This window comes from Akkermansia biwaensis, from assembly GCF_026072915.1.
In the GTDB taxonomy this organism is placed as follows: domain Bacteria; phylum Verrucomicrobiota; class Verrucomicrobiia; order Verrucomicrobiales; family Akkermansiaceae; genus Akkermansia; species Akkermansia biwaensis.
The window spans coordinates 1,667,018-1,681,054 of sequence record NZ_AP025943.1; the positions used below are offsets into that span (position 1 = coordinate 1,667,018).

12 protein-coding genes are annotated in these 14,037 nt (G+C 60.6%); 3 read left to right on the plus strand and 9 right to left on the minus strand.

Translation table 11 applies throughout. The features are described from left to right. Window positions 1–37: 37 nt before the first annotated feature. The 6 genes from OQH67_RS06750 to OQH67_RS06775 form a co-directional block, all read right to left on the minus strand. Window positions 38–1,216: a prenyltransferase/squalene oxidase repeat-containing protein gene (locus OQH67_RS06750; RefSeq protein WP_215434067.1), complete on the minus strand. Its 1,179-nt coding sequence runs from the start codon at window positions 1,214–1,216 to the stop codon at window positions 38–40. Between the two features lie 5 nt (window positions 1,217–1,221). Continuing rightward, window positions 1,222–2,007, minus strand: coding sequence for a YdjY domain-containing protein (locus OQH67_RS06755; protein ID WP_215434065.1), 786 nt, complete (start codon window positions 2,005–2,007; stop codon window positions 1,222–1,224). Between the two features lie 115 nt (window positions 2,008–2,122). Beyond that, window positions 2,123–3,094 carry a KpsF/GutQ family sugar-phosphate isomerase gene (locus OQH67_RS06760; protein WP_215434063.1) on the minus strand — a complete coding sequence of 324 codons (972 nt, stop codon included), beginning with the start codon at window positions 3,092–3,094 and terminating at the stop codon, window positions 2,123–2,125. A gap of 36 nt (window positions 3,095–3,130) precedes the next feature. Beyond that, window positions 3,131–3,910 (minus strand): HesA/MoeB/ThiF family protein, encoded by a 780-nt coding sequence (locus OQH67_RS06765; RefSeq protein WP_215434061.1) that lies wholly within the window; start codon window positions 3,908–3,910, stop codon window positions 3,131–3,133. 6 nt (window positions 3,911–3,916) lie between these two features. Beyond that, window positions 3,917–4,477 carry an HdeD family acid-resistance protein gene (locus OQH67_RS06770; RefSeq protein ID WP_082770231.1) on the minus strand — a complete coding sequence of 187 codons (561 nt, stop codon included), beginning with the start codon at window positions 4,475–4,477 and terminating at the stop codon, window positions 3,917–3,919. A 48-nt stretch (window positions 4,478–4,525) separates the two neighbouring features. Next, entirely contained in the window at window positions 4,526–5,410 is an 885-nt protein-coding gene (locus tag OQH67_RS06775; RefSeq protein WP_215434059.1) for a hypothetical protein, read from the minus strand. Between the two features lie 113 nt (window positions 5,411–5,523). Here OQH67_RS06775 and OQH67_RS06780 point away from each other — a divergent pair, with 113 nt between their 5' ends. Further along, window positions 5,524–6,399, plus strand: coding sequence for an alpha/beta hydrolase (locus OQH67_RS06780; protein WP_215434057.1), 876 nt, complete (start codon window positions 5,524–5,526; stop codon window positions 6,397–6,399). Window positions 6,400–6,444: 45 nt separating this feature from the next. Here the strand turns inward: OQH67_RS06780 and OQH67_RS06785 are convergent, their stop codons facing one another. From OQH67_RS06785 to OQH67_RS06795, 3 genes are read right to left on the minus strand one after another with little or no spacing between them, the layout of a single operon-like run. Next, window positions 6,445–7,371 (minus strand): hypothetical protein, encoded by a 927-nt coding sequence (locus OQH67_RS06785; RefSeq protein WP_215434055.1) that lies wholly within the window; start codon window positions 7,369–7,371, stop codon window positions 6,445–6,447. A gap of 41 nt (window positions 7,372–7,412) precedes the next feature. Further along, a complete protein-coding gene (locus tag OQH67_RS06790) occupies window positions 7,413–9,443 on the minus strand; it encodes a Sip1-related alpha-galactosidase (protein ID WP_215434054.1) in 2,031 nt (676 codons plus the stop codon). Window positions 9,444–9,453: 10 nt separating this feature from the next. After that, complete coding sequence (locus OQH67_RS06795) at window positions 9,454–10,551, minus strand: acyltransferase family protein (protein ID WP_215434052.1); 1,098 nt, start codon at window positions 10,549–10,551, stop codon at window positions 9,454–9,456. 132 nt (window positions 10,552–10,683) lie between these two features. On the opposite strand from OQH67_RS06795, the gene OQH67_RS06800 reads away from it, so the two are divergent. Then, complete coding sequence (locus tag OQH67_RS06800) at window positions 10,684–11,313, plus strand: L,D-transpeptidase (protein ID WP_215434050.1); 630 nt, start codon at window positions 10,684–10,686, stop codon at window positions 11,311–11,313. Between the two features lie 65 nt (window positions 11,314–11,378). Next, complete coding sequence (locus tag OQH67_RS06805) at window positions 11,379–13,838, plus strand: peptidoglycan D,D-transpeptidase FtsI family protein (RefSeq protein ID WP_215459008.1); 2,460 nt, start codon at window positions 11,379–11,381, stop codon at window positions 13,836–13,838. Window positions 13,839–14,037: the final 199 nt, after the last annotated feature.

Consider the following 14,037-nt stretch of genomic DNA (forward strand, 5'->3'; position numbering starts at 1 on the left):
GGAATTCCTCCCGGCTCTTGAAACCGTCAATGGCCGCCTATTTGGGTATGGAGTGGTAGAGCTGCTCCAGGGAAAGGACGCAGTATGCCGTGACCAGGACAGGATCCGCCTCCCACCAGCGGTTGTTGGTGTTCACCCAGGAGCCGTCGCTTTTCTGGATGGAGATGAGCTTGTTGGCCAGTTCGTCACGCCAGTCCACCTTGCGGCCGTCTTCCAGGGTCAGGTAGTCGATGCCCAGAGCGCTGAGGGCCTTGGACATGGCCTGGTAGTAGTAGTAAAGGCCCTGGACGCCCATGCCGGGGTTTTCATCCAGGTTATAGCTGTTTTCCAGCCATTTGAGGGCCAGCTTGACGCGGGGGTCGTTTTTGTCCACGTTGGCGTAAATGAGGGACTGCATGCCCGCATAGGTCATGCTGCCGTAGGCCTTGGGCGGTTCCGCCTTGTCAAAGGCGGCGCTTTTCGCATCCTTGGCGCTTGCTACGCCGGGGCGGTACACGAAGCCGCCGAGCTGGGATTTGTCATCCGATACCCAGGGTTCCTTGTTGACGGCGGGATTTTGCTGGCAGCGGTTGATGAATTCCGTGGCCGCGTTCCAGTCCAGGTCGGGCTGTTCGCCGTATTTGCCGTCCTTGGCGAGTTTCTGGGAGTAGTAGATGGCTTCCAGAGCCAGGGAGGTGTTGGAGAGGTCCGCAATGGGGGGAGCCTTTTTGTCCCCGTAGCCGATGCCGCCGTTGTAGGGGTTGTCCGGAGCGAAGTGGTTCTGCTGCTTGATGAGGTAGGCGCGCGCCTTGAGGATGGCGGGGGCGTATTCCTCCTTGTTGGCGGCCAGCAGGGCCATCATGCACACGGCCGTGTTGTAGGAGGACATGCCGCGGTTGAAGATGGAGCCGTCTTCTTTCTGGGATTTCAGGATGAAGTCGTATCCCTTCCGGATGTATTCCGGGAGGGGCTTGCCCTGGTTTTCCGGATCGCGCATGTAGGCGGTGACCGCCAGGGCCGTCAGGGCCGGGTAGGAGGGCTGGGCCCAGTAGCCTTCCGGGTTCTGCTTGCTTTTCAGGTATTCGTTCCCCTTTTCAATGGCGCGCAGGATTTCCTGCTTGATGGAGGCGTATTTGGCGGAGGCCGCTTCTCCCGGAACTGCCGTGAGGGTGGTTTGCCCCAATGCCGCCGTGCCCAGCGCGGCGGCCAGAGTTAATGAAAGTGCGGATTTAAACATGATGGTTATTGTTTGGGTTGGACCGTTTTTTGAGAGATGGTGACGGTGACGTTGGTGCCGACGGGCAGGTTTTTCCGGGGACTGACGATCCAGCCCGTGTCATTGACGCCGTCGTGAAAGTCTCCGATGTAGTTGATGGGGGAGGTGCGGCTGGCAAAGATGGAGATGATTTCCCCGCTCAGGCTGGCCTGGTAGGCCCCTTCGTAAAAGAAGGAGTTGGTGTAGAGCCAGTCCTTGGGATCAATCCCCTTGTGGGTCTGCGAGTTGACGATGAGGTCGGAAAAGTCGCTTTTCTGTTCCTTGCCGTCCTGCGTGTAGGTCATGACGATCTGGACGTAGGCGTCCGCATAGTCGGCCGGTTTGGGTTCCGTGAAGGGGAGCCATTCAAAGTTTTCATCCCGAACGGGGAAGAATTTTTCAAAACGGCGGAATTTGAGCAGGGTCATCCCCAGGCTGATGTGAAGCGGGTCCGCCTCGGACACCAGCAGGGATTCGTGAAGCTTGCCGTTAGGCATGCAGCAGACGTATTCCAGAATGCCCTCTTTCATGTTGACCTGGGCATTGAAGCTGACGGTGCGCTCCTTGTGGTTGACGATGACGTTGCCTATCTTGATGCGGTGGTCGTCCAGCGGTTCGAATTTGGGTACCGTCTTGCCGTCCGGCAGGGGAACTTCCGGGGAGGTTTCCTCCTGTTCCTGCTGTGCCGGGGTTTCCTGGGCAACGGAGACGTCCTGGGCATGGGAGAAGCCCCAGGCGCAGGTGATGAGGGGTATAAGGAATTTGAGAGACATGCCGATTTTTTTTAGATTGGAGAAGGAACGGGTTCCGTTCAATGAAAAAGGCATCCGTGATGGATTTGTTACTTTTCTACCACGGATGCCGGAGAGTGTCGGACGGATGCGGAGGTTAGACCAGCTTCATCCGTGCCAGGTCCTGGAGGTCGATGATGCCGACGGGCGCCATGTCCTTGTTGAGTACCACCAGGTCGTCAATGTGGCGGTTGCTGACGGCTTTCACGGCTTCCGCCGCCAGGTCATCTTCCATCACGTAGATGGGGTTGCGGGTCATGAGGCCGCCGACGGGCTGCTGGCCGATGAGAGGGTTGGCGCCGTACGCCCTGACGAAGTCGCCGTGGGTGAAGATGCCGGCCAGTTTGCCGTCCGCCGTGAGCAGGATGCAAGCTCCCGTGTGGGCGGTGGTCATTGCTTTCAGGCAGTCGTTGACGGTGGCCGTTTCCGGCAGAATGGCCATTTCATCCCCCTGGCGCATGATGTCGCTCACCCTGGTAAGGAGGGCGCGGCCCAGGGAGCCGCCCGGGTGGCGTTTGGCAAAGTCTTTTGCGGTGAAGTGGCGCGCTTCCACCAGGGCCATGGCGAGGGCGTCCCCCATGACGAGCATGGCCGTGGTGCTGGACGTGGGGGCCAGGTTCAGCGGGCAGGCCTCGCGGGAAACTCCCGTGTCCAGGACGACGTCCGAGTATTTGGCCAGAGAAGAATGGATGTTCCCCGTCATGGAGATGACGGGAAGTTCAAAGCGCTTGATGAAGGGAAGGAGGGTCAGGAGTTCCGTGGTTTCCCCGGAGAAGGACATGGCGATGCAGACGTCTCCGTCCTGGACGATGCCCAGGTCCCCGTGCAGGGCGTTCAGGGAGTCCAGCATGACGGTGGGCGTGCCCGTGGAGTTCAGGGTGGCTACGATTTTGGCCCCGACGTTGCCGGATTTTCCGACGCCGGCGATGACGATCTTGTTGCCGCGGTCCAGGGCCCGGGACATGAGGTCCACGGCCTTGTTGAAGTTTTCATCCAGCCGGGACAGGACGCCACGCAGTTCTTCAATCTCCATTTCAAAAACGGATCTGGCGCGTGTTAAATGGTTCATATCTGGCGGGAATGATGCCAGAGGCCCCTTCTTCCGTCAATTTTTCATTGCGGCTCCTCCTCCCCCTCCGTTCCTGCATTTGCAGGTGGGGCTGGGATGCAGGGGAATGACCGTGAAGCGCATGCGCAGGGTGTCCGCGGAGAGCAGCCCTCCCCTGAGCGGAGAGGGGATGCCGGCAAGGGCTTTCAGGGCTTCCAGCGCCTGGATGCACCCGATGATTCCCGCATGCGCGCCCAGGATGCCCGCCGCGGAGGCGGTGTCTTCCTCCTGCATGGGCGTTTCCTCCGGAAAGAGGCAGCGGTAGCAAGCCGTGCCTTCGTGGGGGGCGAACACGGTCGCCTGGCCGATGAAGCCTTTCACGGCGCCGTGCACCAGCGGGATGCGGAGGGCGGCACAGGCGTCCGCCAGGGCAAAGCGTGCCGCGTAGTTATCTGAAGCGTCCACGGCCAGGTCGCATTTTTCCAGCAGGGCCAGGGCATTGTCCGGCGTGAGGCGTTCCGTGGCCGTGGTGATTTCCACGGCGGGGTTCAGGGCTTTCAGGCGGCAGGACGCGCTGTCCGTCTTGGCGGTTCCGGCGGAGTCCGTGGCGTGCAGGATCTGGCGCTGGAGATTGGAGAGGGTGACCGCGTCCGGATCAATGAGGGTGAGCCTGCCCACTCCGGCGGCGGCAAGATAAAGGGCCGCGGGGGAACCAAGCCCCCCGAGGCCCACCAGGGCGATGTGCGCCCGTTTGAGTTTTTGCTGCCCTTCCTCGCCCAGTTCCGGCAGGGAAAGATGCCTTGCGTAGCGTTCCGTTTCTTCCTGGGTGAGGGGCATGAATGATTAAAGTGATTCGCGGAGACGGCCGGAGCGGCCGCTGAAGGCGTACAGGAGCAGCGTCCATCCGGAGAAGATGAGTTCCACTGCAACCAGCGTGCCGATGAACCAGGCGGAGGATTCCGGCCAGCCGAAGATGACCATGAGGCCAAGAATCAGCGTAATGATTACATTGAACAGGCGCCATCCGCTGGCGGGAAGGGAGCGGGTCTGGAGCCATAAGGCGCCCTGGAAGACGGCCGCGATGACCAGGCCCCATCCGATGATGAGCGTGGTGATGGCCAGGGAGATGTTCGGGTCACGGAACAGGAACCAGCCGACGATGGCGTACAGGATGGCCATCACCAGGTTCCACCCTCTGGAGGCCGGAACGGTAAATACCTGCACCAGCCGGATGACGGCCAGTACCATCAGCATGATGCCGATGACCCAGATGAAGCTGGCTCCTACGAGCCAAGGGGACGCCAGAGCAATAAATCCAAGAAATAGCTCAATGACGCCAAGGATGCCCATCCACCATGAACCGCCGGACACCGAGGTGCTGTTGACTTGAGGTTGAGTTGTCATATGGCGGTATGACCGGGCCCGCGCAGGAAACGTTGAAGAATGACGATTTTATTTAGCGGCGCCCGGTACGGCGGGTGCGCTTTTAGGGGCCATGGTCTTTAATAATTCCGGGGTGACGTTGATCAGCGAAGGCCCGTTTCTTGGGAGTTCCTTGGGCGGAACGAAGTAGGAGAAGGCGCGTGCGGGGAGGTGGCCCGGAATTTCCGGCATGATGTACACTTCCACTAGGACGGCCCCTTTTTCGCCGCTGGGGCTGTCTGCAAAGTTCAGCGTGATGGAGTTGCCTCCGTCCCTGAGGCCGCCGGAGATGACTTCCGCCTGCCTGGTGTTGTCGAATTCATGATGGGAGATGTTGTTGATATTGGCTTTTACGGTGCGGCCGGGGCAGTCCACCAGGATTTTGGCGATGTATTTGGCCGGAGGGCAGAGAGGAGGCACGGGCGGGATTTTTCCAAGAGGCTGGAATCCGTCCTGCTCCATCAGCACGGTGGCGTCTCCGCGTTTCAGGCGGTCCCTGACGGCGGGGAGGCGGGAGAGGTTGAAGAAGCGGGCCTGGTCGTATTTCCATTTGCCGCGTTCATTGGTGAACAGCAGGACCAGAGCATTGGCGTCTGTGGGCTCCTCGCCCAGTCCCAGGTCCACTTTTCCGTAATAGGTGGCCGCCGCCGTAGGGCCGTCCACCACGGAACCCACGTACATGAGCGGAGACAGGGCCGGAGGCGCCATGGGCTGCCTGAACAGGGAGGCGGGGAAAGGGCGCTTTTCGGAAACGGCCAGATTGCGGACTTTTACCTGGCGGTAGGCGGAGGTGGTGGCCCTCCATCCGTCATAGTTGCCGCGGAGCATGTGCAGGCGCCAGGTGTTGTAGGCCACGTCCAGATCGTCCCTCAATTGGGAGTCTCCGGGGCGCGGCGCTGCGAGAGCGGAATTCATGAAGGCTGCGGCGCAACAGGCAAGGGCAAGAAAGGAGCGGAAGGTCATTACACGATTATTTAGACATCAAACTTGCGCGGAGTGCAACACAATTGCATCATGAAGCCGTTCTCATGGAATTGTTCACGGAAGCCGATCATCTGGCGGAAGCCCGCTACAGGAAACTGTTGCGGGAGCAGCCCGGCTTTGCATGGAGGCGCTTTTCCGACGGAGAGGAACTGATGGCCTACGTGTTTTTTCCTCCGGGCCATGAGGCGTCTTCTTCCGTTCCCTCCGTCCTGTTTTTTCATGGCGGCATGTGGGTGGGCAAGAGCCTGGGGGATTTTGTGCCGTGGGCTCTTCATCTGGCGCAGCAGGGCATTGCGGGCATTATTCCGATGTTTCGCACACGCGGCGCATATGAAGTGGAGCCGCTGGATATTCTGGAAGAAGCGCGCGAGGCCTGGGCCTGGGTGTATGAGAATGCCTCCCTGCTGGGGCTGGACCCGGCCCGCATTACCGTAGCGGGCAGCGACGCCGGTGGGCTGATGGCCCTGCATGCGGCGCTGCCGGACCAGCCCGCCCGCTGGTCCCTTTTCCGTAAAAAAGCTCCTTTGCCACCCGGACCTGCGGCGGTGGCCCTGTTCCGCGGCGTATGCGACCTTTCCGCGGATTCCGTGTTCAAGCTGACGGACACGATGACTCCGGAACAAAGGGATTCCCTGAATCCGCTGAAGCGTCTGCAAAAGGGGCTTCCCCCCTTGTTCGCCAGTCATGGGGGACGGGACAGGTTGCTGCCGTGGCGGACTAGCGAACGCCTGGCGGAATTGTGGATGAAGAAGAGGAATAAGGCCAGGTTCGAGCTGCTGGATGTGGCCGACCACACGTTTTACCATTTTAATGTGAATGCCGCGTATTTTGAGCAGCTTCTCAACAGTTGGAGCTCTTTCATGGTGGAGCAGGGCCTGTGGGAGTATAACGAGGGGATGGATGCGGGCCTGCTGGGCTGAGGTGCCCGGCGTGTGGAAGGACCGTTTGTGCGGGTACGGAGGGCTTTATTTCCTTCCGCCCAGCATGTTTTCCCTGATTTCCTGCATGTCGCGGCGGAATTCGGCCTGCGTCCGGGGCGTGGGAGGTTTGACATCCCATTCCGCCAGTTTTTTACGTACGTGGAGGAGCAGTTCCTGTTCGTCCACGCCGTATTTTTTACACAGGGGGGACAGGGCCAGTTCGCTACCCGTGAAGCGGCCTTTCAGAAAGAATGGCAGGTCATGCCGCCATGCGCGGCGGAAGTCTTCTGGGCATTGTTCCGTATTGATGGGGGAAAAGAGCTCCCGGACCTGGCTTTCCCTGATGCCTCCGGCGTTCATGCAGATGGAGGTTTCCACGTAGGCGAGCGTGAATTCCAACATGACCCGTTCAATGGATCGGGCGGCTTTTTCCAACTGGGCCGGCGTGAGGCCCATGACCTGGGCCCGCAGAGCCGCCAGCGCCTTCAGGATGTCTTTGGGATTTCCGCAGGTGCGGGGGTCCATGCGGGGGATTTTTTCCTCTTCGTCGTAAAGCGGGATGGGGGGACGGACGCCGGGATTTATTCTAAAAAGGCTCCCCTGGAGCCGTTCCCGCAGGTCTTTTAGGCTGATGCCGTATTTGCGCAGAACCGGGGCGGCGTAGTTGCGGCCCGGTTTGGCCGCCTGCTTGAGCCAAGCCTCCTGGAAGTCCGCAGGGCAGTCTTGCAAGCCCGCGGCCAGCATGGCCTTACGGAAGTCTTCCGCCTTGGGCGTCTTGTTGACATAGGCGTGAGTCCATTCCAGTTCCAGCATCCAGATGGCGGTCAGGCTCAGGAATTGTTCAATGGCTTTTTTCGGTTCCTGGGCATTTGGCGCCGCCGCGGGCTGCGCCGCCGTGTTTCCGGATGCCGCAGGGGGCAGCGAGCACGTCAGCAGGACCACGGAAACCAGCGTGATACGGAGAATGCACATGGGTTTATCATGACAGGCCCGTTTTCCGGTGGCGAGCAAATTCATTCCGCCGTTACCGTGACGTCCAAGGGCCGGGAGGAGACGGGGAATTGAAGTTCATAGAATCCGTTCCCCAGATTTTTAACGGGCGTGCCGCCTGCCTTGACCGGGCCTTTTCCATGCCAGATGACGACCGGTCCCGATTCCCTGATGCGGAAGCGAAGAGAGGTTTCCGCATATTCCGGGCTGCCTTCGACGGCACAGGGGGAGAGGAATTTGTCCCCTCTGCCGATGACGGCCCAGCCGCCGACAATGGGAGCCAGGATGAACAGGCGGTCCTGGAAGCCCGTGATCTCCACGTCCAGCTCCGGCCGGGATGCCGTGAGGGCGCGTCCCCCTTCCGCCGAATAGGCGGCGATGCCTTCCACGGGTGTCCCGTAGTAGTTTAGCGCCTGCTTTCCTTTCAGCAGGGCGGCGGCGTAACGGTAGTCGTTCAGGGAGATTTTTCCGCGAACGGCCGTTTCCGGGGAGGGGTGTTTCAGATTGTACAGGACCACTGCGGCGCTTTGGCCGGGCAACGGGGCGATAACCCGGTAAAGGCGGTTTTCATTCAGGGCGTCCAGAAAGACGGAGTCCGGCAGGGGCACGGCGGGAGCCAGGGGACGGAGCAGCAGTCCGTCCGACCAGACGAGGGGCATGATATGTTCCGGGTTGAGTTTGTCCGCCGGGTCCGAGAGATAGACGGGGCCGCCGGATACGGCTTTGGAGATGGCCATCAGGCGGGCGCTGGAGGGGTCCGTGGAGTGGAACATGTCGTGGTCCGGCCATGCGGTCTGCCCCAGCCACAGCGTGTTGGCGTAGGACTGGAGAAGGTGGGATTTGCCCATGGCCTCGTCTCCCATTTTGTAGTCGATGCTGCACCGGGTGACGGCGCTGTGCCGCGTGTTCTGAATGTTGACGGTTCCCTGGGCCATGCAGTTGATCAGCTCCAGGCCTGTCTGGCGGCATGCCTTTTCCAGCGCCTCGGAGCATTTGGTGTTGTGGTGGACCGGATTATCCAGGCCGTCCGCCTGTTTCAGATATTCCGCCTGGACGTCGATTTTCACGAAGTCGAACCCGGCGTCCCTGACTGACTGGAGGAAGGGCTTGTAAAACGCCCCGGCTCCGCCGGGACCGTCGCCGGGCAGGATGTTGCCCTTGGGGGTGGAGACCAGCCCGCGCGCGACTTGGGGGCCGAGGCGGTGTTCGGGGTGGATGCCCTTCCAAAGGCCGTAATAGCAGTGCCACAGGCCCATCCATTTCAGTTTGGCGCTTTTGTGCTTCATGAGGGGCTTCCAGCCCTCCGGGAATTTGTCCTGCCTGGGCTGGAAGCTGATCAGTTTGAGCCCTTCCTGGACCTGGAAGCCGTCGTCCACCAGCAGCCACCGGACGGGCACGGGGGATTCTTCCAGATGGCGCGCCGTTTTTTCAAGAAGGGCGGAGGTGATGTTTTTCTTGTATTGTTCCCAACTGCACCAGCCAAGATATTTGAAGGGTTCCGGATAGGCCTTTTTTTCACGGGGAAGGGTTCTGCCTTTCACGAAGGGGAGGGACAGGGCTTTTTCCCACACGGCGGAGCAGGTGCTGTAAATATTGTCGTCCACGGCTATCACGGCAAGGACGGACTGGGGCTTGGCAAGGTTCTTCCCCAGGGTGCCGTATTCCACCATGAAGTTTCCCTTTCCGTCAATGTTCAGCCAGGCCAGGGAATCCGGTTCGGCGACGGGGAGAACGGCCATGTACCGGCCGTTCTTGAGATGGAACAAGGCAAACATGGCGTGCACGCCCGGCTTCGCGACGGTGGGATTCGGCTTGCTGTTCACCAGTTTTCCGGGGTCCGTTTTGCCAAACCAGGGCAGCACGCGGTTGCCGTCGCCGGGCCATCGGCCCCGGTCCGCCGCAAACCAGCAGAAGGATTGGTAGGGCGGTACGGAAAGGGGGAGTGCGGTTTTTCCCGGTACGGGACGCAGCAGGGAGGTTTGCGGCTGGGCAACGGCCGTCCAGGCAGTGAGTGCCATCAGCAATGGCATGATCAGGCGTGCGGTTGTCATCATGTTCAGTAGGCTACAGTCTGATAAAAATACTGCGTTTGTAAAAGAAAAAAAGAATCAGCCATTGCAGCAGGAGCAGGGTGACGGCCAGAAAAACGGGCTGGAAGGGCGGAAACAGGTCTGCCGCCCCGCTGAAGATGCGCTGATTGAGGGAGTGGATGTTGAGAAGCTGGTAAATCAGGTAGGCCGCCAGCGCGTTCAGGCCGATGATACGGAGGGGGAACGTCCATAGGCGGAACTTCCAGACGTCTATGAGCAGATGGAACAATGCCAGCAACATCAGGGAGACGCCTGCCGCGGCCAGCACGAATGTGCCGGTCCACATTTTCTTGATGATGGGGTAGATGCCGTCCAGCCCCCACGCCGTTCCGAACAGGCATGCTCCCGCGGCCAGCATCAGCAGGACGCGGCGGACTGGCGGCACGCGCCCGTCCTGCAGGAAGCTTCCGGCCAGCCAGCCTCCCAGGCACAGGGCGGCTGCGGAGATAATGCAGAGGGGGCCTTCCGGATCAAATGTCCCGCCGTGCAGGCTCCCCGGGAGCATGTGCGCGTCCAGCCATGAATTGACGGAGCCGGAAGGAGTGAAGTCCCCTCCGGAGAATTGGAGCAGGGCGACCAGGGCCAGAATGCCGCCTGCCGCGGCGGTTATGGCTTTCCGGCGCCTGAGCAGGAGCACGCAAGTGCCCCCCATGGCGCAGGAAAGGCCGATGAGCCCCAGCACGGACGCATACCTCATGTCTTCCGTCCAGGTAAGGGGGCCGTTGACAAGCATTCCCAGGAGGACCAGGAGAGATGCCCTCTTCCAGATTTTGAGCAGGCCCGGCCCCGGTCCGGTTTTTTCATCCGCATGCCGTGACAGTGAGAAAGACATGGAAACGCCCGCAATGAAGACGAAGACGGGGAAGACGAGGTCATACAGACGCAGTCCCTGCCAGCCGGCATGAGTCATCTGGATGGCGGCGGTGTTGAGCGGTCCGTTTCCCGGCGCCCTGGAAGCCAGCAGCAGGATAAGCGCGTCCAGTCCCAGGATGACGAGCATGTCCAATCCCCGCAGGGCATCCAGGGATGCCAGTCTTGGGAGGCGTTCGGAGGTGGAAGAGAGATGATTCAAAGCAGGCCGGAAAAGAGGTGGAACGGAGATATATACGCAAGAAAGGGCTTTTCTTTATCATTCCGTGAAAACATGCCGGGTCGGGAGGGAATCGTGCTTGATTTCCGCAGTTGGAGAGGGTAAGCAAGCCGCATGCCGCGCGCGCCCATTACCCTCCTCCTTTTCCTGTGTGTGTCCGTGCTGCTGGCGGGGTGCTCCTCCTTCACGAAGGCTCCCAACGGCAGGCCGCTGATGAAGGACGGCAGGTATGCCTCTTCCTACAATGCCTTTGTGGCGGACCCGAATTACCGCCATACGCGGGACGTCTGGTATCACGACGCCCGCATCAGCCAGGCCGGGACGAAGAACAGCAAAATTGTCATTCATCTGAAGAACCAGCGCGGCGTGCTGTGGGTCGACGACCAGGTGGCCATGGATTTCCCCGTCTGTACCGGAAGGTCCACCCATGAAACGCCGCGGGGCAGGTTCACCATCATCCAGAAGGATGAGGACTACCGTTCCCGGTCCTACGGCAGCGTGTTTGACGTGAGCGGCAAGTGCGTGAATTCGGACGCGACTTCCTCATCTCCCGTTCCGCGCGGCGGCAAGTTCATCGGAGCCAAAATGCCGCTGTGGATGCGCATTCACGGAGGAATCGGGCTGCATGTGGGGACCGTGTACCGGGATGCCAATTCCCACGGATGCATTCGGGTGCCTGTGGAGGCATGCCGCATTTTGTTTGACAAATGCGGCCTGGGAACGGCCGTAGTAGTTCAGGAGTAAGTGCAAGCGCGAATAATCGTTGATTCCTGCCCGTACATTTGGCACACTTCCGCAAGTTCATGAAAATGATGGCTTTGATACGTTCCCTGGTGTTGCTGGCAAGTTTGGGCGCCTTTGTTGCGGACACGGCCTGCGGGCAGGCCGCCCGCAGGGGAAGTTCTTCACGCCGGGCCGCTCCCGCGGCAACTCCTGCTCAGGCGCCGACAGAGGATGACGCCGTAAAAACCGTTGACCTGGGCGACAGGAAAACGTCTGACGGTACCGCTTCCGGAGAGAGGGAGGGGCTGGGCGATGTTCCGGAAATGCCCAGGGAAACGGACAAGGAGCAGAGCGGGCTGGATTCCCTTTCCCTGATTCCTTCCTTGAACGGAGGGCGCCTGGATGCCGCGCGCGAGGCCCACACCAGCACGCGGCCTTCCGCCAGGACGATGGCCCTCCTGATTCCCGCCCCCCGCGGCCCCATTTTGGACCGCCACGGGGAGCCGCTGGCCGTAACGCAGGTGGCCTACCAGTTGGCCTTGAGGTTTGAGATTTTTGAGAATCCGGACAGGTCCCGCGTGGTGGAGTTTGCCCGCAACTGCCTGGAGCAGGCGGAGAAAATAGCCGGAAAGGCATGGACTTTTTCCGACGACCAGTTCTGGAAGCATTATGAACACCGCCGCTGGCTGCCCCTGCCGCTGACCAATGTCATCCGCGCGGAAGATGCGGAGAAGCTGAAGGACAAGGTGAAGAATGTCCGCGGCCTTCAGCTGATGCCCATTTACATCCGGTATTATCCAGAGAAGTCCGTTGCAGGCCATATTGGCGGTTATGTGGGCTCCCGCGGCAAGCTGCCTACGGGGCCTATCAACCACATGGACCCCCTGTTTGAGCAGGTGGAGGGGCGTGCCGGGCTGGAGAAGGAATTCAACAAGGCCCTGACCGGAACGCCGGGCGTATGGCGCCTGATGTTTGACGAGGACGGCAACAAGATTCTGGACGAACTGCAAATACGTCCCAAACCGGGCGGCGCCGTGGTGACCACCCTGAACCTGAAATGGCAGCGGGATGCGGAACGCATTCTTTCCCGCGGCAAGAGGCGCGGCGCCATGGTGGTGCTGGACTGCGTGACGGGGGAAATACTGGTGATGGCCTCCACGCCTTCCTACGACCCGAACCTGTTTATCCCGAACATTTCCCAAAAGGATTACGATGCCCTGCGCAATGACCCCGCCGGTCCGCTGGGCGCCCGTGCGTTCCAGGGGCGCTATCCCCCTGCTTCCACGTTCAAGGTGATGACCGTTGCCAGCGCGCTCAAAAACAGGAAAATTACGGAGGATTCCGTGATTGACTGCCCCGCTTCCATCCCGATCGGCAACCACGTGTTCAAGAACTGGAGCAAGGTGCCTCTGGGGCCCGCCAATTGTGTCCGCGCCCTGGCGATGTCCAACAATCCGTTCATGTACCAGATGGGACTGAGGCTGGGAGCGGAAGCGCTGATGGATACCGCACGGGCTTTCGGTCTGGGCGAGCGCACGGGGCTTCCTCTTCCGGATGATCCCGGCCTTGTTCCTACCAGCGAGTACATGATCCGCAATTACAAGCGCGATTTCATGCCGGGGGATGCCGCCAACCTGTCCATAGGCCAGGGTCCCCTGCTGGCGACGCCTCTCCAGGTGGCCCACATGATGGCGGGCGTGGCCAACGGCTATCTCCCCAGGCTTCAATTGATCAAGCAGATCCAGGACGGCAATTCCAATGTGGTTTACGCCCCCAGGCCCCAGGAGGTGCAGCGGCCGCTGCCCGACTATGAAAAAGCCCTGGCCAGCGTGCGCAAGGGGATGAAGGCCGTCATTGAAGGCGGTACGGGCGGTCGAGCCCGCCTCTCCTATTCCAGCATTGCGGGCAAGTCCGGAACGGCCCAGTGGGGGCCGGAGCGGGAAGACAAGCGCCTGGCTTGGTTTGCCGGGTTCATGCCCTATGAAAATCCCCGTTTTGCGTATGTGGTGCTGCACGAAGGGCGGCCGCATGAAACCCTGGGCGGAGGCGCTGTTGCCGCGCCCATCGTGAAAGAGTTTTTTGAACTGGAGAAGAAGGATATCAAGGCCATCATCGACCCGCCCAAGGATGACATTCCCGTAGCGGAACCGGTAGAGGAAACTTCCGCTACGGAAGCGGCCGCCATCCGTGAGCAGGGCCGCGTTCCCGCCGTAGTCCCGGACAACCTGCCTCCCGGCCTGTATGATCCGGAAGGAATGGAGCCTATCAAGGTTCATGAAATTCCCGCTGATCTGGACGATTCTTCCGATGCCGAAATCAAGGCGACTCCCGTGGGCGGCGTTCAGCGGAGTGCCCGGCGGACGGCTCCTCCGCTTTCGGAGGATCCTTCTGCGGCTCCGCTGGCTCCGCGGCGCGGGGATTCCGACTACATACCGGGTTTGCCCCGCCAGATTCCGCGTCATCTTAATCATACCGTTCCCGTGACGTCTCCCGCTCCGCGAGCGCCTATGCCGGCGGATGATATACCGATGGCGGAACCTCTTTAGGAATAACTGGCTGTGGCTGGAGTGCATCGGATTTCCCTGTCCGGAAGGGAAGAATATGCCGTTTGCCGCGGCTGTGGATGGGAGGAAGAGGGGAGAGGCTTATCCCGTGGCGGCAGGGGTGACGCGGCCCGTTGATGCCGCTGCTATTCCTCATTATGCTTGCGTCACACGGCGGGAATGCCTATATACTGTCAGTGTT

Coding starts and splice junctions, on each gene's coding strand:
- OQH67_RS06755 (WP_215434065.1), bottom strand. CDS start 2,007: ATGTCTCTCAAATTCCTTATACCCCTCATCACCTGCGCCTGGGGCTTC.
- OQH67_RS06780 (WP_215434057.1), top strand. CDS start 5,524: ATGGAATTGTTCACGGAAGCCGATCATCTGGCGGAAGCCCGCTACAGG.
- OQH67_RS06770 (WP_082770231.1), bottom strand. CDS start 4,477: ATGACAACTCAACCTCAAGTCAACAGCACCTCGGTGTCCGGCGGTTCA.
- OQH67_RS06785 (WP_215434055.1), bottom strand. CDS start 7,371: ATGTGCATTCTCCGTATCACGCTGGTTTCCGTGGTCCTGCTGACGTGC.
- OQH67_RS06800 (WP_215434050.1), top strand. CDS start 10,684: ATGCCGCGCGCGCCCATTACCCTCCTCCTTTTCCTGTGTGTGTCCGTG.
- OQH67_RS06805 (WP_215459008.1), top strand. CDS start 11,379: ATGATGGCTTTGATACGTTCCCTGGTGTTGCTGGCAAGTTTGGGCGCC.
- OQH67_RS06765 (WP_215434061.1), bottom strand. CDS start 3,910: ATGCCCCTCACCCAGGAAGAAACGGAACGCTACGCAAGGCATCTTTCC.
- OQH67_RS06760 (WP_215434063.1), bottom strand. CDS start 3,094: ATGAACCATTTAACACGCGCCAGATCCGTTTTTGAAATGGAGATTGAA.
- OQH67_RS06790 (WP_215434054.1), bottom strand. CDS start 9,443: ATGATGACAACCGCACGCCTGATCATGCCATTGCTGATGGCACTCACT.
- OQH67_RS06775 (WP_215434059.1), bottom strand. CDS start 5,410: ATGAATTCCGCTCTCGCAGCGCCGCGCCCCGGAGACTCCCAATTGAGG.
- OQH67_RS06750 (WP_215434067.1), bottom strand. CDS start 1,216: ATGTTTAAATCCGCACTTTCATTAACTCTGGCCGCCGCGCTGGGCACG.